The organism is Bacillus sp. ISL-57 (genome assembly GCF_018613135.1).
Taxonomy (GTDB): domain Bacteria; phylum Bacillota; class Bacilli; order Bacillales; family DSM-1321; genus Peribacillus; species Peribacillus frigoritolerans.
Window position 1 is genome coordinate 46,680 of record NZ_JAGGQV010000023.1, and the last position, 22,970, is coordinate 69,649.

26 protein-coding genes and 1 pseudogene are annotated in these 22,970 nt (G+C 42.5%); 12 read left to right on the top strand and 15 right to left on the bottom strand.

Translation table 11 applies throughout. The annotated features are described in order from the left end of the window. Window positions 1-205 precede the first annotated feature (205 nt). The 3 genes from J7I90_RS23760 to J7I90_RS23770 are packed head-to-tail and all read right to left on the bottom strand — an operon-like array spanning window position 206 to window position 4,094. The gene (locus J7I90_RS23760; RefSeq protein WP_214774067.1) at window positions 206-1,507 is read right to left on the bottom strand and encodes a nucleotide sugar dehydrogenase; all 1,302 of its coding nucleotides are present in this window, start codon (window positions 1,505-1,507) and stop codon (window positions 206-208) included. 41 nt (window positions 1,508-1,548) lie between these two features. Further along, window positions 1,549-2,865 carry a glycosyltransferase gene (locus tag J7I90_RS23765; protein ID WP_214774069.1) on the bottom strand — a complete coding sequence of 439 codons (1,317 nt, stop codon included), beginning with the start codon at window positions 2,863-2,865 and terminating at the stop codon, window positions 1,549-1,551. Between the two features lie 23 nt (window positions 2,866-2,888). Then, window positions 2,889-4,094, bottom strand: coding sequence for a glycosyltransferase family 4 protein (locus J7I90_RS23770; RefSeq protein WP_311315245.1), 1,206 nt, complete (start codon window positions 4,092-4,094; stop codon window positions 2,889-2,891). Between the two features lie 195 nt (window positions 4,095-4,289). On the opposite strand from J7I90_RS23770, the gene wecB reads away from it, so the two are divergent. Both wecB and J7I90_RS27570 read left to right on the top strand, forming a co-directional pair. Further along, window positions 4,290-5,426, top strand: coding sequence for a non-hydrolyzing UDP-N-acetylglucosamine 2-epimerase (gene wecB, locus J7I90_RS23775; RefSeq protein WP_251025448.1), 1,137 nt, complete (start codon window positions 4,290-4,292; stop codon window positions 5,424-5,426). Between the two features lie 203 nt (window positions 5,427-5,629). Then, a pseudogene (locus J7I90_RS27570) lies at window positions 5,630-5,785 on the top strand (Fe3+ hydroxamate ABC transporter substrate-binding protein); the annotation flags it as partial. A 226-nt stretch (window positions 5,786-6,011) separates the two neighbouring features. Here J7I90_RS27570 and J7I90_RS23780 read toward each other — a convergent pair. The 4 genes from J7I90_RS23780 to J7I90_RS23795 form a co-directional block, all read right to left on the bottom strand. Then, window positions 6,012-6,782, bottom strand: a complete 771-nt coding sequence (locus J7I90_RS23780; RefSeq protein WP_214774074.1) for a sulfite exporter TauE/SafE family protein — start codon at window positions 6,780-6,782, stop codon at window positions 6,012-6,014. 42 nt (window positions 6,783-6,824) lie between these two features. Next, window positions 6,825-7,289, bottom strand: a complete 465-nt coding sequence (locus J7I90_RS23785; RefSeq protein WP_214774116.1) for a 2-thiouracil desulfurase family protein — start codon at window positions 7,287-7,289, stop codon at window positions 6,825-6,827. 201 nt (window positions 7,290-7,490) lie between these two features. Beyond that, complete coding sequence (locus tag J7I90_RS23790; RefSeq protein WP_034310541.1) at window positions 7,491-7,733, bottom strand: DUF2584 domain-containing protein; 243 nt, start codon at window positions 7,731-7,733, stop codon at window positions 7,491-7,493. A 50-nt stretch (window positions 7,734-7,783) separates the two neighbouring features. Beyond that, window positions 7,784-8,611 (bottom strand): alpha/beta hydrolase family protein, encoded by an 828-nt coding sequence (locus J7I90_RS23795; RefSeq protein ID WP_214774119.1) that lies wholly within the window; start codon window positions 8,609-8,611, stop codon window positions 7,784-7,786. A gap of 96 nt (window positions 8,612-8,707) precedes the next feature. Here J7I90_RS23795 and J7I90_RS23800 point away from each other — a divergent pair, with 96 nt between their 5' ends. The 3 genes from J7I90_RS23800 to J7I90_RS23810 are packed head-to-tail and all read left to right on the top strand — an operon-like array spanning window position 8,708 to window position 11,288. Beyond that, on the top strand, window positions 8,708-9,709 hold the full coding sequence (locus tag J7I90_RS23800; protein WP_214774076.1) for an ABC transporter substrate-binding protein: 1,002 nt from the start codon (window positions 8,708-8,710) through the stop codon (window positions 9,707-9,709). Window positions 9,710-9,736: 27 nt separating this feature from the next. Then, a complete protein-coding gene (locus J7I90_RS23805) occupies window positions 9,737-10,507 on the top strand; it encodes an ABC transporter ATP-binding protein (RefSeq protein ID WP_214774078.1) in 771 nt (256 codons plus the stop codon). Continuing rightward, complete coding sequence (locus tag J7I90_RS23810) at window positions 10,497-11,288, top strand: ABC transporter permease (RefSeq protein ID WP_225988859.1); 792 nt, start codon at window positions 10,497-10,499, stop codon at window positions 11,286-11,288. Before J7I90_RS23805 ends, J7I90_RS23810 begins: the two co-directional genes overlap by 11 nt. Window positions 11,289-11,446: 158 nt before the next feature. On the opposite strand, the gene ytkD is transcribed toward J7I90_RS23810, so the two are convergent. Both ytkD and J7I90_RS23820 read right to left on the bottom strand, forming a co-directional pair. Then, window positions 11,447-11,917 (bottom strand): RNA deprotection pyrophosphohydrolase, encoded by a 471-nt coding sequence (gene ytkD / locus J7I90_RS23815; protein WP_214774081.1) that lies wholly within the window; start codon window positions 11,915-11,917, stop codon window positions 11,447-11,449. A 113-nt stretch (window positions 11,918-12,030) separates the two neighbouring features. Continuing rightward, window positions 12,031-12,381 carry a hydrolase gene (locus J7I90_RS23820; RefSeq protein WP_214774083.1) on the bottom strand — a complete coding sequence of 117 codons (351 nt, stop codon included), beginning with the start codon at window positions 12,379-12,381 and terminating at the stop codon, window positions 12,031-12,033. Between the two features lie 226 nt (window positions 12,382-12,607). Between J7I90_RS23820 and J7I90_RS23825 the strand changes: the two genes are divergently transcribed. Then, window positions 12,608-12,874 (top strand): DUF6154 family protein, encoded by a 267-nt coding sequence (locus J7I90_RS23825; protein WP_370020242.1) that lies wholly within the window; start codon window positions 12,608-12,610, stop codon window positions 12,872-12,874. A 94-nt stretch (window positions 12,875-12,968) separates the two neighbouring features. Here J7I90_RS23825 and J7I90_RS23830 read toward each other — a convergent pair whose 3' ends face one another. Continuing rightward, entirely contained in the window at window positions 12,969-13,409 is a 441-nt protein-coding gene (locus J7I90_RS23830; RefSeq protein WP_048686502.1) for a Dps family protein, read from the bottom strand. A gap of 124 nt (window positions 13,410-13,533) precedes the next feature. On the opposite strand from J7I90_RS23830, the gene ytzI reads away from it, so the two are divergent. Then, window positions 13,534-13,689 (top strand): YtzI protein, encoded by a 156-nt coding sequence (gene ytzI, locus J7I90_RS23835; protein ID WP_214774085.1) that lies wholly within the window; start codon window positions 13,534-13,536, stop codon window positions 13,687-13,689. A 37-nt stretch (window positions 13,690-13,726) separates the two neighbouring features. Here the strand turns inward: ytzI and J7I90_RS23840 are convergent, their stop codons facing one another. Then, complete coding sequence (locus J7I90_RS23840; protein WP_034310515.1) at window positions 13,727-14,200, bottom strand: S-ribosylhomocysteine lyase; 474 nt, start codon at window positions 14,198-14,200, stop codon at window positions 13,727-13,729. 209 nt (window positions 14,201-14,409) lie between these two features. Between J7I90_RS23840 and yidD the strand changes: the two genes are divergently transcribed. From yidD to J7I90_RS23855, 3 genes are all read left to right on the top strand, one after another. Further along, complete coding sequence (gene yidD, locus J7I90_RS23845; RefSeq protein ID WP_251025453.1) at window positions 14,410-14,631, top strand: membrane protein insertion efficiency factor YidD; 222 nt, start codon at window positions 14,410-14,412, stop codon at window positions 14,629-14,631. Window positions 14,632-14,751: 120 nt separating this feature from the next. Next, entirely contained in the window at window positions 14,752-15,714 is a 963-nt protein-coding gene (locus tag J7I90_RS23850) for a metal ABC transporter solute-binding protein, Zn/Mn family (protein WP_214774089.1), read from the top strand. A gap of 183 nt (window positions 15,715-15,897) precedes the next feature. Then, window positions 15,898-16,272 carry a hypothetical protein gene (locus J7I90_RS23855; RefSeq protein WP_214774092.1) on the top strand — a complete coding sequence of 125 codons (375 nt, stop codon included), beginning with the start codon at window positions 15,898-15,900 and terminating at the stop codon, window positions 16,270-16,272. Window positions 16,273-16,309: 37 nt separating this feature from the next. Here the strand turns inward: J7I90_RS23855 and J7I90_RS23860 are convergent, their stop codons facing one another. Next, window positions 16,310-17,377, bottom strand: coding sequence for a DctP family TRAP transporter solute-binding subunit (locus J7I90_RS23860; RefSeq protein ID WP_214774094.1), 1,068 nt, complete (start codon window positions 17,375-17,377; stop codon window positions 16,310-16,312). Between the two features lie 140 nt (window positions 17,378-17,517). Here J7I90_RS23860 and J7I90_RS23865 point away from each other — a divergent pair, with 140 nt between their 5' ends. Further along, window positions 17,518-19,128, top strand: coding sequence for an ATP-binding protein (locus tag J7I90_RS23865; protein WP_214774097.1), 1,611 nt, complete (start codon window positions 17,518-17,520; stop codon window positions 19,126-19,128). Beyond that, window positions 19,121-19,816: a response regulator gene (locus tag J7I90_RS23870; RefSeq protein WP_214774099.1), complete on the top strand. Its 696-nt coding sequence runs from the start codon at window positions 19,121-19,123 to the stop codon at window positions 19,814-19,816. The genes J7I90_RS23865 and J7I90_RS23870 overlap by 8 nt, the downstream gene beginning before the upstream one ends. Window positions 19,817-19,863: 47 nt before the next feature. Here the strand turns inward: J7I90_RS23870 and J7I90_RS23875 are convergent, their stop codons facing one another. From J7I90_RS23875 to J7I90_RS23885, 3 genes are all read right to left on the bottom strand, one after another. Continuing rightward, the gene (locus J7I90_RS23875) at window positions 19,864-20,010 is read right to left on the bottom strand and encodes a hypothetical protein (RefSeq protein ID WP_153246142.1); all 147 of its coding nucleotides are present in this window, start codon (window positions 20,008-20,010) and stop codon (window positions 19,864-19,866) included. A 350-nt stretch (window positions 20,011-20,360) separates the two neighbouring features. Beyond that, entirely contained in the window at window positions 20,361-21,464 is a 1,104-nt protein-coding gene (menC, locus tag J7I90_RS23880) for an o-succinylbenzoate synthase (protein WP_214774121.1), read from the bottom strand. Then, complete coding sequence (locus tag J7I90_RS23885) at window positions 21,461-22,942, bottom strand: o-succinylbenzoate--CoA ligase (protein WP_214774101.1); 1,482 nt, start codon at window positions 22,940-22,942, stop codon at window positions 21,461-21,463. Before J7I90_RS23885 ends, menC begins: the two co-directional genes overlap by 4 nt. Window positions 22,943-22,970: the final 28 nt, after the last annotated feature.

Sequence of the window (22,970 nt, forward strand, 5' to 3'; positions counted from 1 at the left end):
ATATGGCGGCTGCGCTCGAATAATTGGCTAGCCGAGACTCTGCTAGGATGCTTAAAGTGAGGAGGCTTGACGTATAGGAATCGGTTCTGAAACCAACTGGATCGTTTCCACGTTCTTGCATGGTCCTTTTTTTCAGTGGAAAAAGGGCACTGTGATAGTCAGTGCCCCCTTAATCGTTATTCCATTATCGATGTTGTCCAAGTTTTTAGATGATCGCTTTATTCCTGTCTTTTTTCATGGACACCGTTTTGTATTGATATATATTGCCCAGGTTGGCAACCGGGACATCTGTTTTAGTTGCATCAATGCAATTGCGTGTATCCAGAATCAATTTATTGCTCATGAGATTCGATAGTTTATCATAATCCATCTGTTTAAATTCATCATGGTCAGTCAGGATAAGTATCAAGTCGGCATCATTTACAGCGTCTTTCACTGATACGACTGGCATCTTTCCAGATTTGACATGCGGGTCATGCAAGGCTACATCCATGTTTTCCATTCCCATCAAGATATTGACGACATCAATGGCGGGACTTTCACGAATATCATCTACATTTCCTTTATATGCAAGACCGAAAACAGCTACTTTTGGCTTCCGGATCCCCTCTAGCATCATCCTTACGGAATTAACGATGTAATAAGGCATCGATACGTTGGTATCACGGGCCAATTTAATGATTCTCGCATACTCTGGTGCCTTTGCAACGACGAAATACGGATCGACCGCTAAACAGTGGCCGCCAACTCCCGGTCCTGGTTGGTGTATATTGACACGAGGGTGTTTGTTTGCCATCGATATGACATCCAAAACATTGATGTCCAGCTCGAAACAGATTTTCGTCAGCTCATTCGCAAGAGCGATATTGACATCCCTGAAGGTGTTTTCCATCAGTTTGGACATTTCAGCCGTTTTCGCATCGGTCTGAATGATCTCCCCTTGAACGAATGTTTTGTAAACAAGACTTCCTTTATATGAGCATGTTTCGGTGATGCCCCCGACGATACGGTTATTATGAACCAACTCTTCAAGAATCCTTCCAGGTAAAACGCGTTCCGGACAATGTACGAGGAAAATGTCTTTTCCTATGGTAAGGCCCGTCCTCTCGATCATCGGTTTAATATGATCATCCATGCTTCTTGGCGCTATCGTCGATTCGATAATGATGACATTCCCTTTTTTGATAAAAGGAAGAATGTTTGAGGTGGCTTTCAAGACATGTGTTAAATCACAGGATTGGTGCATGTCCTTTTTATTTGGTGTAGGCACCGCGATGATGAAAACATCCGCATGTTCCGGGCTTAACGTAGCCCGGAACTTATTGGAAGTTAGCACTTCTTCTAATACCTCCTCCAATCCAGGTTCTTCGATATGGAGCCTGCCGCTATTCAAGTTGGAAATAATCTCAGGATGGATATCCACGCCGACAACATCGGCACCGTGTTTCGCAAACATTAAAGAAGTTGGAAGTCCGATATAACCAAGTCCGATTGTACAAAGTTTCATATAAACCACTCCTATCTATTTTTCTGCTGCATTCAAATTTGTCAGGCTGTTTGATAGATTTCGATAAAGATTTCCTTCTCTTGTTTCCAATTGTATTTTTGTCGCGCCTTCAGGCAGTTTTGGCTCATTTCCGCCCTTTTTTCTGGATGCTTCAATAAGTAATTGACACCTTCGGCAATTGATTTGGGATCATGCGAATCGACACATACGCCGATTTTTTCCGTATCGACAACCTTTTGAATTTCAGGAAAGCTGCAGGCAACCACTGGCACACCGCTCATCATATATTCAAACAATTTATTTGAAGAAGCGGAGTAGTGATTAAAACAAACATTATTCAATATCTGAAAACCTAAATACGCATTTTTTGTATAATGGAGCAGCTCGTCGACCGGAACCTTCGGCAGGAACTTCACGCGATGCTCCAGCTTCATGTCGCTCACTTTCTTCATTAATTCATCCTTGATCCTTCCATCCCCGATAAATACTACCGTTCCGCCCTCAATCATCGGTACAGCATCAACCAATTGCTCTAACCCTCTTCCCATTTGGACGCCGCCTTGGTATAACAAAATCGGTTCATTCTCTGGCAAATCGAGCAGCTCATGCAAATTCACGGCCGTACTTTCTTCCGGATTGGTTGGAATCGGGTAGTTATGGACAACCTTGGGATACAAACCATATAAGTCTTCGTTATACTTAGCTCTCGTATGGTTTTCGGCGATCATTTCATCGACGAACATTAATAGGAATTTCTCCATCATCCCGTAAATCCGGCTATTATATCCCGTTCTGCTCGTTTGAACTTCATGCGAGTCATAAATCAGCTTTTTCCTTCTCAGCCATTTACTGCTGATCGCTCCCTGCATGAGCGTATTCAAGTCATTTGAATGATAAAAATCATATTTCCTTTTCCGGCCATGATAGATCATTTGACCAAAAATGTAGCTCCTCGTTAATAATGTCGGCAGCTTCGTTTTCGTGATGAACAGGGTGCCCAGCGCAAGGAGTGCAAATGCACCGAACAGTATTCCCGATCCCACCCAGCCGTTGATCAAGTTCAAATTCCACAATGTATTCCAGACCAATAAGGCAAATAGAACGATTTCAAACTTCTTTTTCTTCAATTTGCCTACGATCCTGAGAATCTTATTAAGCGCCTCCCAGCGGTTATTCACCCTAGTGACCGAGAAACCATTTTGGTGTTTCTCCTTTTTGGCCAAACCCTCGATTTTCCAGTTATGAATGGCAATTAAATCGACTTCATAACCCGCTTCTGTAAGTGCTGTGCATTCTCTTAGAACCCTCGCATCGTTCGTAAAGTGATTCCACACGAACATACATACTTTCTTCGCCATGTTGTCCTCCACTTCCGGATTTTTCAGCCTGACGCTTCCATCACGTTGATGAGACCTTTAATATTTTTAGACCATTGAAAATGTTGTTTAGCATACCGATGACCGTTTTCTCCCAGTTCTTCACGAAGGGCCGGATCTGAGGCCATTGTCAATATATGCTGACAGATTTCATCAACATTTCTGCTCTCTGCCACCAACCCGCATTTCGCCTCTATGAGCATCTTCTTGGCCCTGCCGTCCACATCACCGACAATGGGTTTTCCGACACACATATAATCGATGATTTTACCAGGCAGGACCTTATTGAAGACTTCTTTTTCAACCAAGCTCACATAGGCAATATGGGACGTTGAAACTTCATGAAGAGTCACTCTTCGATTCATCGCATTAATCATCTTAATATTAGCCAGCCCTCTAGAGCTTATCTCCTTCTCCACTTCGGATATCCGATAACCATATCCAATCATCGAGAACTCGATTTGTTTATGTTCCCTTAGCCTTTCAGCTACGGCTATCAGTTTTTTCAAGTCCTGGGCCAGTCCGATATTCCCCGCATAAACGACCTTGATTACCTTTTCCGATACGGGTGTAAGCAAGTTCTTTAACGTCAGCTCATCCGCTGTAAGCGAATTAGGTATGAATTGGATGGCCTCTTCCTTGACTCCCTTTGCAACGATATAATCCTTGAAACCAGGACTATTGATGATAATAAAATCTGAATGCCTATATAGCTTCCTTTCCAGGAAGAAAGCGATTTTCAAAACCCACTTATTATTGAATACGCCTACACCTATCAACGATTCCGGCCATAAATCCCTGACATCGGTAATGAGTTTCGCCTTCATCTTTTTCTTGGCGATCAACGCTGCCAATGTAGGGAAGATCGGCGGGGTCGTGGCAAACACATAATCATATTTTTTTTCGAGACGGATGATTGTATAAATGAAAAGCCACATCGCTTCAAGATAATGAAGCAACCGCTTCCCCATATTGCTTGTATACCTCTTCACTTTGTCCGGCTTAATCCTGATGACATCTTCTTCAATGCTATCTTCATCCCAAAACTTTGTATCTTGATATAAACTTTGATTAGGATAACTCGGCTTCAATGTGATGACCGTTACCTCGAATCCGTTTCTTTTCAAATGGAGATAGATATTTTTCATTCTATTCCCCGCACTTCCGATTTCCGGATAAAAGTTTTGCACGATCATCAGGACGCTTTTCATATTCGCCTATCACCTCTATTCTGCTTAGCTTACTTCCTGCTTTATATTGTAAATGCCAGATATTAACTTAAGGTTAAAGAAGTATAAAGTCATTATTAATATTGTAAAAATTCTGTTAATAATTGTTTCATTTTTCTATTTCCCATGAACTTCCCGTTATAATGGGGGAGACATTCAGAAGGGGAGGAAATGAGCATGCCTAAACAACGTATAAAGGTCATGACCGTATTTGGTACAAGACCAGAGGCTATCAAAATGGCACCAGTCGTTTTGGAACTGAAAAAGCATCCAGAAGAAATAGAAACCATCGTGGTGGTCACCGCCCAGCATAGGGAAATGCTCGACCAAGTCTTGCAATGTTTTCAAATAAATCCAGATCACGATTTGGATATGATGAAGGATAGACAAACATTAGAAGAGATTACAACTCGAGGGCTTGAAAAATTGAGTTCGCTCATGAAAGATATAAAACCGGATATCGTCCTCGTACATGGGGATACAACGACAACTTTCATCGCCAGCCTGGCAGCTTTCTATAATAAGATACAGATTGGTCACGTTGAAGCTGGTCTGCGGACTGGTAATAAGTATTCTCCATATCCTGAAGAGATGAATCGGCAGCTGACAGGCGTGATGGCTGATTTGCACTTTGCCCCTACAAATCAGGCGGCGGAGAATCTAATTTTGGAAAATAAGAAGAGTGATTGCATCCATATTACTGGCAATACGGCTATTGATGCTTTGAAAACGACAGTACGTAAAGACTATGAACATCCGATTCTATCTGGATTGAATGGAGATCGCATGTTATTGATGACAGCGCACAGACGGGAAAATATCGGAAAACCAATGGAAGAAATATTCCGTTCCGTCAAACGGCTGCTTGAAGATTACACGGATATCCAAGTTGTTTTCCCGCTTCATAAAAACCCGGTTGTCCGTGAAATTGCTTACCGGATTTTCGGTGAAACGAAAAGGCTTCACTTAATAGAGCCGCTTGAGGTGCTTGATTTTCATAATTTTGCAGCGCACGCCCATCTCATATTGACAGATTCCGGAGGGGTGCAAGAAGAAGCTCCCTCACTTGGCGTTCCTGTCCTTGTGTTACGCGATACAACAGAACGGCCGGAAGGAATCGATGCGGGTACCCTTTTATTGGCAGGAATTGAGGAAGAACGAATTTATCAGCTAGCCTCGGAATTACTTACTAATGAAGAAACCTATAAAAAAATGGCGACAGCTTCCAACCCATATGGAGATGGATTCGCTTCAAAGCGGATTGTCGATATCCTATTAACGCATTGCGAAGTGAAATCCCCCCTTCCATTATAAAAAATAAAATAGAGAGAAAAGCCTGTCACGTAAGCGGCAGGCTTTTTCTATTAAGCCAGATATGAAACGGCTGCTTCCCATTTTCATTAGCTAAGGATTAAAGCAAAATCCAATTTAGATTTGTAAAGTTTAAAAAATATGTGATAGTTAGGGGAGATTTAACGTTTCATTGAAGTCAATCGTATTACCTTGGAGGTGTTTTAATATTCGGGAAAGATCCCAAGTGTGGTAAAGAAATCAAGGGGGACGAAGTCGTTCTTGTGAAAATGCGTTATCTTAAGCGTATAGGGATGACTGAGATAAAAGCATATTTAAAAAATGAAGGAAGTTTCATCTGCGAAGCTTGTTTTGAAAGAAAATTTAATTCTGTCGAATGGATAGTCAACACGAAACAGGAGGATCAAGTTTCCCCCTATTTAATTTTTGATGGACAGCAATGGACGCATTGGCCTTTTATGCAGAGATTACCGAACTGCAGATCTTTTCCCATCATCTGAAGAAGCGAATGACCTTGTTTAAAAATGGCCGAAAATACGCCTTGTATTCCGCCCATTTTTAATAGGAATTCATTCGCTGAACACTCCATCAAAAAATATGAAAATAATTAAGGACATTTTTTCCAATCAATAAAATCGTGACGCAAATGAATAATATACGGACATAGGAAGCACCTTTCTTAATGGCGAAGTTCGTTCCTACCAATGCTCCCGCAACCATTGCAAGACCCATTGGAATTCCATAGGCAAAATTGACGGTCCCCATAGATAAAAAAATGATAAGTGCGGCTATATTGCTTCCAAAATTCAATATTCTTGCGTTCCCGGCAGCCTGGACAAAATCAAACCCGATGATCAGAAATGAAAATAATAAAAAGGAACCTGTGCCCGGTCCAAGAAAACCATCATAAAAACCAATCGCAAATATTATGACTATCAAGAGAATCATTTTCTTCCTTGTCAGCCCTTTATACTTTGCATCTTTACCCCAATCCTTTTTTACCAACGTATAAATCGCGACAATGACCAGCAAGATCAAAATGAGGGGCTTCAATATCTCTGCGGAAACGAAATGTACAACGTATGCTCCTAACGCCGCTCCAATCACGGTGATCGGAAACAGCTTGATGACGAATTTGAAATCCACTTTTCCAGCCCGAATGAATGAAATCGTACTCGTTAAAGACCCCATGGTACCCGCCAGCTTGTTAGTGGCAAGTGCCGCTGAAGGCGATATTCCCGTGAACAATAAAGCAGGAATGGAAATTAACCCGCCCCCGCCCACTACGGAATCGATGAATGCGGCAATAAAACCCGCAAGTACTAAAAATAGCAAAGTATAGAGATTGATGTCCTCCATGTATTCCCCTTCTTTCAAAAGCACAATCTAAAATGCCATTACTCATTTTTCACCCAGATAATCGAATAACCTTTCTTCTGAAATGACCGTGAACCCATGCCTCCTAAGCAAAGCAGCGGTCACTCCATTCCCGACCTTCTTCTTCCCCTTGAATTCCCCATTATAAATCGTGGCACTCCCGCAGGATGGACTATTTTCTTTTAAAACGACTAACGTCGCCCCTACCTCCTGGGCTTTCAATAATGTGAGATTCGCTCCCTTTATGTACAATTCCGTTACATCCCTGCCCGACTTTTCGATGATCTTCGCTTTTCCATCAAGGACATCCCCACCTTCACCGCCAACTATCTCGGCAGGTTCCCTCGGTGTCGAAAAACCGCCAAGCAACTCAGGGCAAACAGCTATAGCCTTTTTCTCCCTCATCAATGCCATAATTCCATCATCCAAGCTGTGAGTACCATTGTATCTTACCTCAAGGCCCGCTAAACAAGAACTCACCAAAATCACCAAACCACCCCGCCTCATGCATTTTACACCATTTTACCACTCTTTTCGTGACAAACAATTCGAAGATTGAATATCCACCAGGGATTCTACGCTGATAAAATCCCGGTTTGCCTGGGCCGAATTATCCGCTCATCTGCCGAATTCCGCCAAAACAAAAAAGGCGCTTGCAGCGGAGGCGATTCCCGGCAAGCGCTTGTCTATTTAGTTAGTTGAATTCAGTGATAGCAGTTGGTACGTAATGATGGTCTTTTCACTGGTCCATTCAATTTTTTGGATAACGGCTGTTCCGCTTGAATCAGATTGGATCGTTTTGCGGACATCGATTGGAATATCGATAGGGTATAACCTGTAACCAGCTTTCGCCAGCCGAAAAATGTTTTCTTCTTCACGGGTTTCGTTCCCTTTTGTAACGATCATGGTATTTAGCTCCATAGGCATGCCCATGTGTATCTCCTCCTCTTGCCAATATACTTAGTATATCCTTCATTCTACCATTATTCGGTTTTACTTTTCATCCAAGATGTTAAATCTTCGACTACTTTTCTATTCACGGCAGGCGGGAAGTAATGCGTGAATTGAGGGAAATACCAACTTTCGACCTCTTTGTCATGCATTTTCAACCTTTTTTCCAGCCGGTATGCGTGTTCTATGGCGACATTGTCATCTTTTTCACCATGTATGATCAGGACGGGTACATTCAAATCTTCAATCGCAAACAATGGAGTACGGTATTCATATTGATCGGGGCATTTTTTAGGTGTTCCGCCGATGACACGCTTCATCATCCGACGCATATCGACCCGTTCGACATATGTTAAAAACATATCCGATACACCTCCCCATGTGACGATCGATGCTGCATTCCTGCAATATATCCCAGTCCAAAGGGCCATGATGCCGCCACGGGAGAATCCAAGGATATGAATGTGATCTTTGTTCACCCGGGGGTGCTGTTCAAGAAGGTTGAACCCTGATATCGCATCGTATCGATCTTCGCCTCCAAAATCCTCATCTCCCTCCCCGCCTTGATTTCCACGGTAAAAAGGAGCAAAAACGATGAAACCTTCTACAGCATACTGCACGATCCTTGCAGGCCTCACCTTGCCGACATTTTTAATCCCGCCGCGTAAATATAAGAAGGCATCATGTATTTCGCCATCAACCGGTTCAGCCAGCAAACCTTTTACCTTCAGGCCTTGTGATATGTACGTAACTGAATAAAGATGGATTCGTGGATGCGGTGATGGAAACCGCTGCTTTGAAATAATCGTTCCGTTCTCCAATTTCCACTCTCCTTTCTCTTTATTCTTATTGTAAAACATCCGCTTGTTTTTATCCCCTGAGAGGCATTCACATTTTTTTCTTCCGTTCATACGATAATGTAGGCAAAATACCCATATATCAAGGAGGAAGGAATTTTGAAAAAATGGTGTAAAGCAGGTGTCGTATTTTTACTTCTGTGCGTGCTGGTGATCCCGCTTGGCGCATGCGGCAACAAAGAACAGGAAACAACGAAGGTCAGGGTTGCCGAAGTAACCCGCTCCCTTTTCTATACACCGCAATATGTAGCGATCGAAAAAGGTTTTTTTAAAGATGAGGGCCTCAGCATTGATTTGAAAACGACGGCAGGCGGCGACAAGACGATGACCACGCTTCTTTCCGATGGTGCGGATATTGCTCTCGTTGGCTCCGAAACATCGATTTACGTTCAGGCACAAGGCTCGAATGACCCCGTCATCAACTTCGCTCAATTAACACAGACGGATGGAACGTTTCTTGTTTCACGTGAAAAAATTGACAACTTCAATTGGGATATGCTGAAAAACTCTACATTCCTAGGCCAGCGCAAAGGCGGGATGCCGCAAATGGCCGGCGAGTTCGTATTGAAAAAACATAACATAGACCCGAAGAAAGATTTGAACCTCATCCAGAACATTGATTTCGCGAATGTCGCAACTGCCTTCGCTTCCGGAACCGGCGATTTCGTTCAACTGTTCGAACCAACGGCCAGTGTGTTTGAAAAAGAAGGAAAAGGCTATATTGTCGCTTCTTTCGGCACCGAGTCCGGTCATCTTCCATATACAGTTTATATGGCTAAAGAAAGCTATTTGAAAGAAGACAGAGAGACTGTCGAAAAGTTCACGAGAGCCTTGAAGAAAGCACAAGATTGGGTTCAGGAAAACGATGCTGCCGAAATTGCCGAAGTCATTCAGCCGTATTTTGAGGATACCAATCTCGAGACGATGGAAACAGTCATCAACCGCTACAAAGAACAAGGATCGTTTGCCACCGATCCGATTCTAGATGAAGAAGAATGGAACAATCTTCAAAACATCATGGATGAAGCAGGCGAGCTTCCAACACGCATTAGCCATGAAGAGCTGGTCAATACCGACTTTGCTGAAGAAGTCACAAAATAACATAGCAAAAGGTAAGGAGGATGTCCGATGAGCTTTTTAAAAATCCAAGACATTCACCATACTTATTTTTCAAATCAGACGGCAGCGACCGCACTTGCGGACATTTCCCTCGACATTGAAAAAGGTGAATTCGTCTCTTTTCTAGGTCCGAGCGGCTGCGGAAAAACCACCCTGCTTTCCATCATCGCCGGGCTCTTTCCGCCCACTTCAGGAAAGATCCTGCTCGAAAACAAACCGCTGAAAGCCAACAGCGACCTTTCAATCGGCTATATGCTGCAGCAGGATTATCTATTTCCATGGAAGACGATAGAAGAAAATATATTATTAGGATTGAAACTGATTAAAAAAGATGAAGGACTCGAGAGAATAAAAACGCTTAAACTTTTAAGTGACGTTGGATTGGGAGACACCGGAAAATTATATCCGCGCGAACTATCGGGAGGAATGAGGCAAAGGGCAGCACTGGCACGTACACTGGCGGTCGACCCAAAAATCCTATTGCTTGATGAACCGTTTTCAGCTCTTGATTACCAAACCAAGTTGAAGCTGGAAGACCTTGTTTTTGAAACCCTGAAAGCATTCGGAAAGACAGCCGTGCTCGTCACCCATGATATCGGTGAAGCCATTGCAATGAGTGACCGCATCTTTCTGTTTTCAGCGAACCCGGGAAGCGTGCACAAAACCTTCAAGGTTCCCGATGAATTGCGTGAACTCACGCCTTTCCATGCACGCAACCATCCGCAGTATCCGATGCTATTCCAAACGATCTGGAAGGAGCTTGAGAGCCTTGAATATTGAACAGCTTCATAACCAATATAAAACCTCGTTAAAAAAAGAAAACAGGCTCATTCGCTTTTATCAGATCCTGATTTTCATCGTTTTTTTCAGCAGTTGGGAACTTTTATCCAGGAAGGAACTGATCGATCCGCTCATCTTCAGCTCCCCGACTAAAGTGTGGCATCTTTTCATACAGAAACTGGGTGACGGAACCCTGCTATCCCATTCCGGAGTGACGCTATTCGAGACCGTTCTCGGCTTTATCATAGGAACACTGCTTGGAACGATCCTGGCATCCCTGCTTTGGTGGTCGCCAAGATTATCCAAAATACTTGACCCTTATCTCGTCATTTTAAATGCGATGCCGAAAGTGGCACTCGGCCCCATCATCATCGTAGCATTCGGCCCTGGATTTCCATCCATCATCTCGATGGGGGCGATCATCTCTATCATCATCACCACCATCGTCGTCTACACCGCATTTCGCGAAGTGGACCCGAACTACCTGAAAGTGCTCCAAACTTTTGGCGCCACAAGAACACAAGCTTTTCGGGAAGCCATATTACCCGCATCCTTCCCAACGATCATCTCGACATTGAAAGTGAATGTCGGCCTCTCCTGGGTCGGCGTCATCGTAGGGGAATTCCTTGTTTCGGCCAAAGGACTCGGCTACCTAATCATTTATGGCTTTCAAGTCTTCAATTTCACCCTCGTAATGCTTGCCTTGATGATCATTGCCGTCTTTGCCACAATCATGTATCAACTAGTCGAACTGCTCGAGCGAAAATTAATCAAAGACTGACCAAACTGCCGATAACCCTCGGCAGTTTTTCACTCATGCTGAGTTAAAACATGAATTTAGTTGGTTTCGGCGATTTACTCGTGAGTTTTGATGATTTACTCGTGAGTTTTCGCGATTTACTCGTGAATTCCGCTGATTTACTCGTGAATTCCAACCATTCACTCGTTTCTTTGCAAAGTGCCTTCATCAAGTCTCGACAAACTCAACGGTACAATCTCATCTTTCATGATGAAGCTAAACTCCTCACCGAGTACATCCGGCAATGATTCCATAAAGATCGGGCCTTCCGTTTCCAGGTAATTCTGTTTCTTCTCTATTTCCAGCAATTCGGCATAGAATATTGATTTAACGAATGGCTTCACAGGATCATGCACTTTATATTGTCCCAAAAATTGCAACTGGCCCACTAAGCCTCCTGTTTCTTCATAAACTTCCCGTATGGCCGTTTCTTCAATGGATTCCCCTGCTTCCCGTTTACCACCAGGGAACTCGAATCCCCTTTCTCTGTGTTTGGTCAATACCCACCTGCCCTTATATCGGCTTAGCACAAAAACATGCCAAGGCTCTCCAAAGACAGGATTCTCGGAGAATTCGACCTTATATCCGTTCTTATCAAGAAATCGTTTCATTTTTCCCCTTCTCTCCGTATAAGAAATGGTGCTATGCCCCTTGTTTCATTATATGGGTAAAAAAAATCACTATCCAGCGGGAATCTGCATTACATCAAAAAAACGATGGACCCTCAATATTCGAGGCCATCGTCTGTTGGTTTTGCCTGTAGTATCCCCATGCTTTCTATATGCCGTCTTCCTTCTTCATTACCCAGGGCGTAAATCATTTCGTAAATTTTTTGGAGAGTGATATCCTGCTTATCATTTTCACGGTCAAAATGATATTGAAGGTATGGGACATGTGCCCGATAAAAATTTTCTTCCCCTATTGAATAATTGTAATCAAATAATTCACGCAATTTGATGATTTCATTATCTGTCGCCTCGATTTCGAAGTTCCATGGAGAACTTTCCCTATCTTGTGTTATCTGCCCATTCGGAAGCCAAATGTAATATTTTTTCCTGTTTTCAGACACATTCATCCACCCTTTCCATATATCCTACGCTTATTTTTCACGTATTTCCCCACTTCATACAATGGAAAATTTTGTTTACAGAAGAACAAAGATGTTAAATAATAGATTAAAGTATCTTTCAAAGGGTAAAACATATAATAAGCCCAAGCATCCCTTAAGATTTTTATATGCACCCAGAGGTTTTTTTGATAACCTACATATAAAGAGATAACGGATTTCTAATAAATGTGAGGTGAAAGTTTTGAAGTTAATTGAAGAATTATACAATATGTACCGTGATAAGATGACTGGTGATGAAGAAGATATTGATATGCTTACGTTTGCGGTTCTGGAACAGCTTGACCGCAAGGAAATTTTCGAATTGCTTCAAGAGATGGATGATCAGGAACTAACCAATTTAATGGGCCTTTACATTATTGAAACGTTAAAAGGGAAGTTTGCTCAAAATAGTATGAGCGACACGAAACCTACACATTTTCCGCCTAGGAATATTCATTAAATACATACCATGTCAGGTGTCCCTCTTTTGATGGATGCCTTTTTTATTGGTTAACAAAAAAAAGGCCCTGCCGAAGCAGGGCTTTTCCTAAATCTTAATGTCCTAAATACGCACGCAGCATCCAAGCATGTTTGTTTAAGCTTTTCTTCATGCCTGTCAGCATATCGGCCGTAACCGGATCTTCTTGTTCGGCAACTTCGATGATTTCCAGGAACTCTTCGGAAAGCTTTTCAAAATCACTTATGACGCTTTGGACCATATCTTCTGTATTTTCATTACCTGTCGCTTCTTCGATCGTCGTTAATTCCATGTACTCTTTAAGGGTAGCAACCGGCTTTTCACCAATGGCCAATAATCTTTCAGCCAATTCGTCATAGTTGGATGTCACCTCTTTATATAACTCTTCCAATTTTTGGTGCAATTCAAAGAAGTGCGGTCCATTCACGAACCAATGGTAATTATGAATTTTCGTATAAAGAACACTGAAGTTTGCAATTTCCTTATTCACTAAAGTTCCTAATTTTTTCTGAGCCATAAATATCTACCTCCGTAAGTTGGTTATACCTTTATAATTCCCTCTATTCGAAAATTGAAACATTATCTGACCCGGTTCTTATGCTAAAATGAATCTAAATTGTGAACGTTAGGAGCTGTAAAGTATGATTACGGTTTTAGTTATCTCCATTATTGTGATTCTGATTGTATTGGCACTATCGGTCTTAACAATCGGAAAAGGTTACAGCTACAAGCATACAGTGGATCCGGTCAAACCTTTGCCAGAGGATGAGGTGAAAAAAGAAGAACCCGAAAAATGAAAAAAGTTCCTGTCACAAATGGACAGGAACTTTTTTATTAACCGAAAACTTTATGAAGATCTTCTTTATCTTGTGCAAGCCAGAAATTCATTAATTTCTTAGCTCCCTCAAGATCATGCAATTTTGCTTGGCCGCATTGTTTTTCGTTTGCAGCAGGAATTTCGGTAATTGTAACAGCATCCTTGAATGTATCTTCAAGAACATCGATGATTTCCGTCACAGTCGGCTCGCCGCTGACCACAAGGTAATATCCTGTTTGACATCCCATTGGCGAAATGTCGATAATATCAAAGTGATCGAAGCGTTCGGAATGCTTACGGATATTGAATGCAAGCAAATGTTCCAGGGTATGGATCGTGTCCGGCTTCATCGCTTGTTTATTCGGCTGGCAAAAACGGATATCAAATTTATTAACAACACCGTCTGTTCCTACCTTATGGACACCGCAATGTCTAACATATGGGGCTTTAACAGCGTTATGATCTAATTCAAAGCTTTCAACTGAAGGCATTTAATTCACTCCTTAATTGTATGTCATTTCTATTTTACCTTGAATAACAATATATTTCATCCTTTAAAATTAATTCTCATTATATCAATCGGATTAGCAATAGGCTCATTCCTTTTTTACCCTTTTTGGAAATTTAGAAAATATGCTATAATTGAGGGTAGTCAATTTACTCGAAAAGAGCTGAAAGCATCGTGCTGAAAAAAATAGTAATGGGAATCATCCGTTTTTACCAAGTTGCCATTTCTCCATTAAAACCGCCCACCTGCCGTTTTTATCCAACTTGTTCCCATTATGGTTTGGAAGCGGTCAATCGTTTCGGACCTATAAAAGGAAGCTGGTTAGCACTCATCCGGATTCTTAAATGTCATCCGTTTCATCCAGGGGGCATTGACCTTGTTCCCGAAAAAAAAGAAAAAAGTGGGGACCAATAAAAAAAACCTTGCTTTCCTTTGCAATCTTTTGTATCATACAGAAGTCAAATCGTAATCATTTCGTTTTTACCATATAAAATTCAAATCGTAATCAATACGAATTATAAAGGAGCATATCATATGAAAATTCGAGCATTGCTCTCCCTTTTCCTTGTTACTGCAGTATTTCTGTCAGCCTGCGGCAACTCAAAGGGAGAATCGGGTAAAGAAGAAAACAAGGATGCCTTGGATATATATACGACGGTTTACCCTTTACAATACTTCACTGAAGCCATTGGCGGGGAGTACGTGAATGTCGAGACGGTTTATCCTCCAGGAACGGATGAACACTCATTCGAACCCTCTCAAAAAGATATTGTTAAAATGGCTGAGTCAGACCTGTTTTTCTATATTGGCTATAATCTTGAAGGCTTTGTAACCAAGGCTGAACCAATTCTAAGCAAAGAAGGCGTCAGCACAATTGCGGTGGGCGAAACGGTTCATCTTGATGAAGAGGAGCATGAGCATGAGCATGAACATGAAGAGGAACATGCACATGAAGAAGATGGTCATGACCATGGGGGCGTTAATCCCCATTTGTGGTTAGATCCCGTCTATTCCATTGACATGGCTAAAACCATCAAGGACGAATTAACGAAAAAAATGCCGGAAAAGGAAGAATACTTCAACAGCCATTTCAATGAGCTTTCCGAAAAGCTTGAGGCACTTGATGAAAAATTCGCGACGACGATCGAGTCGGGCCGTACCAATAAGATCATCGTTTCCCATTCTGCATATGGTTATTGGGAGGAACGCTACGGATTGGAACAAATTGGCGTCACAGGACTAACTTCTTCAAACGAACCTTCTCAAAAGGAACTGGGGAAAATCGTAACCATGGCTGAAAAAGAAGACTTGAACTACGTCATCTTTGAGCAGAATATCAGTTCTAAACTTACTGAAATCATCCAAAAGGAAATGGGAGCGAAATCACTTGAGCTCCATAACCTTTCCGTGTTGACGGATAAAGATATCGAAGCTGGCGAAGATTACTTCAGTTTAATGGAAAAAAACATCAAGACACTGCAAACTGCCTTGCAATAGACGAGAAAGAAGCGGCTCCCTTTGGATCCGCTTCTTTTTTGTGCCTCGGTACTCTAAAAAGTTCTATTTCATTTTGTCAGCCCTGACAAAGCATGATGGCCTCCTGTTCTTAAGCAACCTATGTTAAACTTTAATTATTACAATTTATGGAATAATTAAATGTAAGCATAGAGTGGGGAAAATATGAAAAAGATCATAAATGGAAGTTTAACGTTTCTACTCCTACCGATGCTAGTTGCTTGCACGGATGAAAAAGATGATTACGCTAGAATCTATCCGAATCTTTTGCCTAGTGAGGGTCATACGTATTCGCTCCAAGCCGTTGGTAAAGAAATTACATTTGATTTACTAGAAGAGAGTAATATAACCAATGTGGGCCCAATTACAAATGAAGCATCTTACAAGTCATTGAATGAGCAATATCCAAAACTTGAATTAAAGAAAGAACCTGCATTCATCGTGTTTGATGAAAATGGTTTGGTTTTAAAAACATATGATTATGAAGAGATGATTGATTTTTTACAAAATCCAGAGGAGTCATTCTATCGGGAACGATAAAGAAGAAGGGAACCCCTTTCAATGGGATTCCCATACGTTAGTTATCCTTTAAGTACTTCTCACGGATCTTTTCCATTTTCGTCATCAATTCGGTTCCAATCGTTGATTCGAATTCCGGATAGATGACGGTCATCTCATCCATCCATTCTTTCTTTTCCTCATCTGACAGTGTATAGATGTCGATATTCGATTTTTGCTGGATTTCCTTTAGCTGTTCCTGATTCAATTCATTTGATTTGATCCATAGCCATTTCGTTGTATCATCCATCGCCCGTTGGATTTGATGCTGAATATCAAATGGAAGCTTGTTCCAAAATTGCTCGTTTATCATGACTACATACCCTAAATAGCCATGATCACTGATCGTTAAATATTTTTGCACTTCATATAATTTCTTGGAATAGATATTCGAAATCGTATTTTCCTGGCTGTCCGTTTCATTGATTTCAAGGCTTTTGAACGTTTCATTAAACTCCAGGACAGAAGTTGTCGCCCCAAAATGCTTGAATTGGCTTTCCAGGACTGCACTTGGCATGATTCTGAAATGCTTTCCTGCAAAATCACTTGGATGCCGTATCGGTTTACTGCTTGTAATCTGTTTATAGTTATTCGACCAAAATGCGAGTCCTTCGATATCGATAGTGTTCAGTTGGTTAAGCAGCTCTTCCCCCACTTCCCCATTCAGCGCTTCCTGCAAGGCAGCATCCGTTGGAAAGACGTAAGGTAGGTCCAATAGCATCCATTTCTTTGAGATGCTCGTAATTTTAGATGCAGTCGGTGCAATCATCTGCACCTTATTTTCTCGTAATGCCTCGATTTCTTCCTGATCACTATATAATGACTGATTAGGATAAACTTCTATTTTGACACGATGGTCTGTATATTCATCAACAAGTTGGGCTAACCGGTTAGCAGCTAGCCCTTTAGGTGTATTTTCGGCAACGACATGACTGAACTTGATCACGATTTGATCCTTCATCCCGACCTGCTCCTCATCCTTCGGCAAATTGAAACCGAAGCTTGTAAAGAACGATTGAAACGATATATACACGGCTATCAGCAGCCCCAAGCCAATTAACAATAAATACCCCCATAATGCACGCATACCGACAACTCCTCACCGCTCACTTCACATTATCACTATTCTATCACAGCTTTTTACTGTCGTAATACACTGCGCGAAAAATAGCGAAAAGTGATAGAAATTCTGTTACTATTAAGTATAGAAGTAATGGAGGAAAACCAATGGATAAATCCTTTCATATGCCCATTCAAATTAAAATCACCCTGCTATCATTCGTAATCGTCGCTTTTTCGATACTAATAGGCGGGATTTTTATATTCGGAAATATCGTTTCGGTCAGGGAAGATGAAATCGGCAAACGATCCATGATCACAGCCCATACCATTGCCGAACTCCCTGAAGTACAGAAATTGGTCCATGAGCCTGAAGGATGGACGCAGCTTAATCCGATTATTGAAAACTTAAGGAAAATCCATCAAGCGGATTATATAGTTGTACTCAACAATCAGCATATACGCTATTCCCACCCGGTATTCAGTCAATTGGGGACCCCATCCAGCAGCAGTGATGAAAGCGCTGCGTTCGCTGAACACGAATACCTTTCAAAGGCTGCTGGCGAGCTTGGCATTTCCGTGCGTGCCTTTGTCCCGATCCTTGATGGAGATAGAGAGCAAATCGGCGTCGTGTTGGTCGGGAATATCCTGCCTACGATACCGGAATTAATCAAGGACCTGAAAGGCGAAATCGCGATTATCCTGGTGCTTACCCTTCTATTCGGTGTTTGCGGCTCTTGGCTCATGGCAAAAAGGATAAAAAAAGAAACCTTCCAACTGGAACCCCATGAAATTTCACGGATGTTGGTTGAAAGGACAGCCGCTTTCAATGCCATGCATGAAGGGGTCATCGCCATAGATAATAATCAGGCCATCACGATTTTCAATGAAAAGGCTAAGCAGATATTCAAGATCGACGGTGCCGTCATAGGCAAGGATATCAATGATATCATACACGATACCCGTCTCCCGGAAGTGCTCGATCGGACATCTCCCATCTTCAATCAGGAAATCTCCGTTCAAAACAGGAATATTGTAAGCAACCGGGTACCGATAAAGATTGCGGATAAAACGATCGGTGCCGTGGCCATTTTCCAGGACCGCACCGATGTGACGAAGCTAGCTGAAGAGTTGACTAGTGTCAAAGCATTCGTTGAAGCCCTGCGCGTTCAAAACCATGAACATATGAACAAACTTCATACGATAGCAGGATTGATCCAGCTAGGTAATCTTGACGAAGCGCTGCATTACATTTTTCAGATCACGGAAGAACAAGAGGAATTGACCAGGTTTTTAACGAAGCACATTCACGATGATAATTTAGTGGGGTTGATATTAAGTAAGATCTCCTTGGGACGGGAACTCGGGATCGAGCTCATCATGGACAAACACACAAAATTGGACCGCTTCCCCGCTGGTTTGGATCATCACGATTTTGTTTTGATAATCGGAAACCTGATCGAAAACTCATTCGCAGCGTTAAAGCATTGTTCAGAGGAAACAAAACAGGTTTATCTATCCATCTACCAGGATGAACGTCATTGTCAAATCGTGCTTGAGGATAATGGACCCGGCATTCCCGAGGACATTCATAAAGATATATTCGAGTATGGTTTTACAACAAAAGGTGCGGAAGGATCAGGAATTGGTCTTTATCTAATAGACCAAATTGTAAAAAAAGCGAACGGCGAAATGAAATTCACGACACGCCCTAATGAGGGAACAAGCTTTTTTCTTTCTTTTCCGATGCATGATATAGAGGAGAACCAAAATGACTAACGAAATTCGTGTACTTTTAATTGAAGATGACCCAATGGTCCAAGAGGTCAACAAACAGTTCATCGAGCGCCTGCCTGCCTTTAAAGTCGTTGATACAGCTTCCAATGGGCTTGAAGGTCTGGAAAAAATCAGGCAGTCTAAACCCGATCTTGTCATTTTGGACATCTTCATGCCATCTTTAAACGGGGTTGATACACTTTATCAAATTAGAAAAGAGCAAATTGATGTGGATGTCATCATCATTTCTGCGGCAAATGATCAGAAAACGATACGAAAAATGATACAGAACGGGGCTTTTGACTATTTAATCAAGCCATTTAAATTCGATAGGCTAAAACATACGCTGGAACAATACTATGCTTTTCGGATGGAGGTTGAACCTGATCATCAAATTTCCCAAAATCAGCTCGACCGAATCCTCTTTCAAAATAAGACACATTCTGGAGCGAGTCCGAAATATGATGTTCCGAAAGGATTGAATGGCGCGACTCTTGAGCAAGTGACGAAATTCATAAAGACCCAGCCTGGGTCACTATCTGCAGAAGAAGTGGCTGATGGGATTGGAATCGCCAGAGTTACAGCTAGGCGTTATCTTGAATACTTGCATGGCGAAGAAGTTCTTCAGCTTGACGTACAATATGGCAGCATAGGCCGTCCAGTCAATAGGTACCGGCTAAAAAAACCTTAAACGCATGGGGACCGGCTTGAAAACGGTTCCCTTTTTGATTTCATTATTTACGCACCCGTCTTCCGGTCATATAGGCCCCACTTTCTCTTCAAAAGAAACAGCTCGCACTCCTTCAAAGCCGTCACTTCTTTTATGACATAGTCAGGCATGCCCCTTCTTAGTAGAATTTCCGCAATAAGGTACGGTTTTTTCATACACTCTTCCCCCCTTTTCCCTTTGGTTGTCATTCTTTTCCTTCATTATACAAAATAATCCAATAAAGGAAAAATAGACAAATCCCCATTTTCCGAAAAAATTATGGTTTATCGGCCATTTAAATGGTTTTTGTAAAGTATCTGCAGTCAAATAAAAAATGTTCAGGTTGATTTCTGTCAGTCGTTCCCTCTCCGCCGACTGTTAGTATCCTATTAAAGTCATGTTCCAAAAGGGTGGGGTTTTCGTCCAATAAAGTACTAATTGGGTAAGTTACATAGATCGTGGGGGTAAAAGGAGATAGGATCAATAATTGATCAAAAGAGGTGGGCCGTGCACCTCCTTTGATGTTTCACTTGTACACTTTACTATATGTAGTCAATTCCTTTAGCCGCTTTTCATTGATGGCAAAACCGATTCCAGCTTTATCGGGAACTTGGATCATGCCATTTTCGACGATGACTTCAGGGTCGATTATATCTCCATCCCAATAACGGGAAGAAGATGATATATCCCCGGGAATCGTGAACCCTTTTAATGAGGCAAGTGCAATATTATGTGCACGTGAAATGCCAAATTCAATCATACCGCCGCACCAAACGGGCACATCATTTCCCAGGCATAGATCATGGATTCTCACAGCTTCCATCCAGCCGCCGACTTTAGCCATCTTAATGCTGATGACCCCACAGCTCTGGAGCGACAGTGCACTTTTGGCATCATGAAATGAATTTATGCTTTCGTCAAGGCAAATGGGTGTCTGCAGCTGTTTCTGCAAAAATGAATGTTCCACAATGTCATCATGCCCCAGCGGCTGCTCAATCATCATCAGCTTAAAGTCATCAAGCTTCTGCAAATGAGGGATGTCATCAAGAGTGTACGCTGAATTGGCATCTGCCATTAGCGGGATATCGGGATAGGCCCGACGGATTTCCGCTAAAAACTTCAGATCATTTTGAGGATTTATTTTTATTTTATATCGCTGATAACCGGATCCGGTAAAATCCTCGATCTGGCGCATCGCATCTTCTATATCATTCGATGCAATGACTACGCCAGCGGCCACTTCACTTCGTTCGCCGCCAAACAGCCGTCCAAGGTAGACTCCTTTCTGCTTCGCATATAAATCGAGGATTGCCTGCTCTAAAGCCGACTTCGCCATTGCATTCCGCCTGATTCCGCTCCATAAATTCGGCAGCTCTTCAGGATGCCCGATCTGACTGGCCAATGTCAGCGGGATTAGGAAGTCATCCAACATATGAAAGCATGTTTTGATCGTTTCCTCGGTATACCAAGGACTTGTAAAAGGAACAGCTTCCCCGTATCCAATCATTCCGTCTTCATCCATGGCTTCGACAACTATCACTTCCCGGTCGCTTACCGTTTCGAGATGCGTTTTGAATGGCCGCTTTAAAGGGGCCTTGATGAGCTTTAGGGAAATGGAGGATAACTTCATTGCCATTCCCCCATCTCCTTCTTCAGTTCCCTTCTCAGAAGCTTGCTTGCGCCATTCCGAGGAAGCTCCTTACAAAATATCACGTTCCGGGGAATCTTATAGGATGCCAAAAACTCCCTGCAATATTCCAGCAGTTCACTCTCACCTAGCTCTGCACCTTGATGCAGGACAACAAAAGCAAGCGGGACCTGTCCCCATTTTTCATCTTCTGTCCCCGTCACTCCCGCTTCGAACACATCCGGGTGCTTACTAAGGATATTTTCAATCTCTGCTGGGTAGACATTTTCACCGCCGGAAATGATTAAATCCGAGCGTCGGTCAAGCACATATAAAAAACCTTCCTCATCGAGATAACCAAGGTCCCCAGTATAAAGCCATCCATCGGTAATGGCCTGCTGTGTAGCATCCATCCGATTAAAATAGCCTTTCGTCACATTCGGACCTGAAACCACGATTTCCCCCACTGCACCCGGTTCACACATCGTGCCATCTTTCTCAATCCGTAACTGCGAAGGAAACAAAGGCTTTCCCGCAGAGCCGATTTTTGTCATGCTATATTCCGGTGCCAGTGTCACAATCTGTGAAGACGTTTCGGTCATCCCATATGTTTGATAGACGGGAATCCCTTTCTCCTTACATACCTCAAGCAAATGGACGGGTGCAGGGCCGCCGCCCAACAGGAAACAGCGGAAGGTTTTTGGATAGCTTGTTCCTTTCATATCCTGCACCATCCTATTCAGCATCGCCGTCACGACCGAAATGATCGTCACGCCATTTTCCTGGATGCTCCGGTTTGCTTCCCGTTCATCGAAACGTTCTGCCAAAACGACTTTCATGCCATAAATCACATTTTTCATCAAGATGGATAAACCGCTAATATGAAAGATCGGAACCGCACAATACCAAGAATCCTCTTCATGCAATCCAAGGTTCAGAACAGACCCAACGGCACTCCACCAATGGTTGCCGAATGTTTGGATGACCCCTTTTGGATTTCCTGTCGTACCGGATGTATACATGATCGTAGCGGTATCCTCAAGGTAAAACTCTTGAAGTATCCCTGCTGTTCCTTCATCCGGCAATTCTTCCATTAAGTGAAGCTTCAAATCCGGGAGAGTCTCACCAATATCAGCGAGTTTGACAGAGAAGGACCCTTCCGAAACCAGATAGGCAGTTTTGCTGTCCTCGATCTGCCAGGACAGCTCTTTTGCCGTTAGCTTATTATTCAGCATCACAATCTTCACACCGAGATGAAATAGTGCATGGATAACGACAACACCATCGATATGGTTACGGAGCAAAACCGCGCATGAATCGCCAGCGCCCAGACCAATGCTTGCCAGCCTGCCAGCCATCTTCTCCGATAAAGTATACAGTTCAAGAAAGCTATACGTATGACCTTCAAACTCAATTGCCGGGCGATCCGGTGAAAGATGCGCCCGATTTTTCAGCCAGTTCGGCAACTTTTCTTCTACCATTTCTGCTTCCCCTCTTCCTTTTTGATAT

Excerpts from the sequence above, each read along its gene's own strand:
- J7I90_RS23820 (WP_214774083.1), bottom strand. The coding sequence starts at position 12,381 with ATGAATGTGTCTGAAAACAGGAAAAAATATTACATTTGGCTTCCGAAT.
- J7I90_RS23795 (WP_214774119.1), bottom strand. The coding sequence starts at position 8,611 with ATGTTTTACAATAAGAATAAAGAGAAAGGAGAGTGGAAATTGGAGAAC.
- J7I90_RS23760 (WP_214774067.1), bottom strand. The coding sequence starts at position 1,507 with ATGAAACTTTGTACAATCGGACTTGGTTATATCGGACTTCCAACTTCT.
- J7I90_RS23870 (WP_214774099.1), top strand. The coding sequence starts at position 19,121 with ATGACTAACGAAATTCGTGTACTTTTAATTGAAGATGACCCAATGGTC.
- J7I90_RS23850 (WP_214774089.1), top strand. The coding sequence starts at position 14,752 with ATGAAAATTCGAGCATTGCTCTCCCTTTTCCTTGTTACTGCAGTATTT.
- J7I90_RS23770 (WP_311315245.1), bottom strand. The coding sequence starts at position 4,094 with ATGAAAAGCGTCCTGATGATCGTGCAAAACTTTTATCCGGAAATCGGA.
- J7I90_RS23855 (WP_214774092.1), top strand. The coding sequence starts at position 15,898 with ATGAAAAAGATCATAAATGGAAGTTTAACGTTTCTACTCCTACCGATG.
- menC (WP_214774121.1), bottom strand. The coding sequence starts at position 21,464 with ATGAAGTTATCCTCCATTTCCCTAAAGCTCATCAAGGCCCCTTTAAAG.
- wecB (WP_251025448.1), top strand. The coding sequence starts at position 4,290 with ATGCCTAAACAACGTATAAAGGTCATGACCGTATTTGGTACAAGACCA.
- J7I90_RS23790 (WP_034310541.1), bottom strand. The coding sequence starts at position 7,733 with ATGGGCATGCCTATGGAGCTAAATACCATGATCGTTACAAAAGGGAAC.
- J7I90_RS23780 (WP_214774074.1), bottom strand. The coding sequence starts at position 6,782 with ATGGAGGACATCAATCTCTATACTTTGCTATTTTTAGTACTTGCGGGT.
- J7I90_RS23860 (WP_214774094.1), bottom strand. The coding sequence starts at position 17,377 with ATGCGTGCATTATGGGGGTATTTATTGTTAATTGGCTTGGGGCTGCTG.
- J7I90_RS23805 (WP_214774078.1), top strand. The coding sequence starts at position 9,737 with ATGAGCTTTTTAAAAATCCAAGACATTCACCATACTTATTTTTCAAAT.
- ytkD (WP_214774081.1), bottom strand. The coding sequence starts at position 11,917 with ATGAAACGATTTCTTGATAAGAACGGATATAAGGTCGAATTCTCCGAG.
- J7I90_RS23765 (WP_214774069.1), bottom strand. The coding sequence starts at position 2,865 with ATGGCGAAGAAAGTATGTATGTTCGTGTGGAATCACTTTACGAACGAT.
- J7I90_RS23830 (WP_048686502.1), bottom strand. The coding sequence starts at position 13,409 with ATGGCTCAGAAAAAATTAGGAACTTTAGTGAATAAGGAAATTGCAAAC.
- ytzI (WP_214774085.1), top strand. The coding sequence starts at position 13,534 with ATGATTACGGTTTTAGTTATCTCCATTATTGTGATTCTGATTGTATTG.
- J7I90_RS23885 (WP_214774101.1), bottom strand. The coding sequence starts at position 22,942 with ATGGTAGAAGAAAAGTTGCCGAACTGGCTGAAAAATCGGGCGCATCTT.
- J7I90_RS23840 (WP_034310515.1), bottom strand. The coding sequence starts at position 14,200 with ATGCCTTCAGTTGAAAGCTTTGAATTAGATCATAACGCTGTTAAAGCC.
- yidD (WP_251025453.1), top strand. The coding sequence starts at position 14,410 with ATGGGAATCATCCGTTTTTACCAAGTTGCCATTTCTCCATTAAAACCG.
- J7I90_RS23875 (WP_153246142.1), bottom strand. The coding sequence starts at position 20,010 with ATGAAAAAACCGTACCTTATTGCGGAAATTCTACTAAGAAGGGGCATG.
- J7I90_RS23865 (WP_214774097.1), top strand. The coding sequence starts at position 17,518 with ATGGATAAATCCTTTCATATGCCCATTCAAATTAAAATCACCCTGCTA.